Annotated in this window: 1 protein-coding gene; it reads right to left on the bottom strand. The window is 71.6% G+C overall.

The window, feature by feature from the left end:
• Window positions 1-153 precede the first annotated feature (153 nt).
• On the bottom strand, window positions 154-1347 hold the full coding sequence (locus HH311_RS30755) for an IS701 family transposase (RefSeq protein WP_396027475.1): 1194 nt from the start codon (window positions 1345-1347) through the stop codon (window positions 154-156).
• Window positions 1348-1406 lie beyond the last annotated feature (59 nt).

Here is a 1406-nt window from a genome sequence, read left to right as displayed (position 1 = left end):
GCTGGTTGGTGCGGGTTTCGTAGTGGCAGCGGCGGGCTCTGGCTTGGTGGCGTCGTCGCCAGTGTGACCAGGTCAGGACGGCCTCGACGGCTGTGATGGGTATCCAGATCAGGGCGTTGAGCAGCCGCCGGATCTCGGCGAGTGAGAGCGGGATCAGCTCGCCGAGGGTGTTGGGGAGGCTCCAGATCCCCCTTTTTCCCGTGGCCGGGTGCCGGCTCGGGTGATGGTCAGGAAGGCGTGCGCTGCCATGGCCAGGGTGATGTGGCGATACCAGCCGGGGTAGCGGCGGACCTGGTAGTGATCGAGTCCGACCTCGTTCTTGGCGGTTTGGAAGGTCTCTTCGATCGCCCAGCGGACCCCGGCGATGCGGGCGAGCTCGCGCAGCGGGGTCTTGGCCGGGGCGGCAGCGAGGTAGTAGGCGACGTCGGTGGGGTCGGTCAGGCTGCGCCGGGCGAGCAGCCAGTGCTCGGGTCCGCTGGCGTGCTCGGGCAGTGGCCTGACCTGGGCTCGGGCCCACTGGTAGGTGCGGGGACCCTTCGCGCCGGCGCCGACGGTGATGGTGGTCCAGCACCGGGGATCCAGCGCGGCGACCGCATCGTCGATACGACCTTCGCTGGGCTGGCCCTCGCCGCCGGCGGTGGGGTGGACCCGCTGGTTCGAGGCGACGGCCAGCACGTAGGACATCCCCCGCCCGTCGAGCATCCGGCGCAGCGCCGAGACCTGGCCGTAGGCCTCGTCGCCGGTCACCCACGCCGCGGGCACCCCTGCCTCGAGAGCACGGGCCAGCATCGTCTGGGCCAGCTCGGGCTTGGTGGCGAACCCGACTTCGGCGGGCACCCCGGCCTCGGTGCAGCGGTCGCGGTCGTCGGTCCAGGACTGGGGCAGGTAGAGCTCGCGGTCGAGCAGGGTGCGCCCGGCCGGGGTGGCGTAGGCCAGGAACACCCCGATCTGGCAGTTCTCGACCCGCCCCGCGGTCCCGGAGTACTGCCGCTGCACCCCGGCGGACTTGGTGCCCTTCTTCAGGAAGCCGGTGTCGTCGACGATCAGCACCCCGCTGGGGTCGCCGAGCTGCCCGGCGACCCAGTCGCGCAGGTCATCGCGCAGCAGATCGGGGTCCCAGTCCGCCCCGGTGAGCAGCCACTGCACCGAATCCGGCGAGCGCGCCCCGGTGGCCTCCGAGATCGTCCAGCCGTTCTTACGTTCCAACGGCGCCAGCAACGACCGGACATAGCCCACCGCCCGGGCCCGCGGCTCCCGTCGCCCGAACCGCGGCCCCAACAGCGCCTCGACCTGCGAGAACTCCTGCGCCCAGCCTGCTACCTCGGCCACACCGACATCGTCGCCCACCCGCCAGACAAGATCTCATCCGGCGCTCCAGGCCAAGCGGACACGCCGAGCCTCACCCG

The organism is Actinomycetospora sp. TBRC 11914 (assembly GCF_012933465.1).
Lineage (GTDB): Bacteria > Actinomycetota > Actinomycetes > Mycobacteriales > Pseudonocardiaceae > Actinomycetospora.
This window is presented reverse-complemented; position numbering and strand designations above follow the sequence as displayed.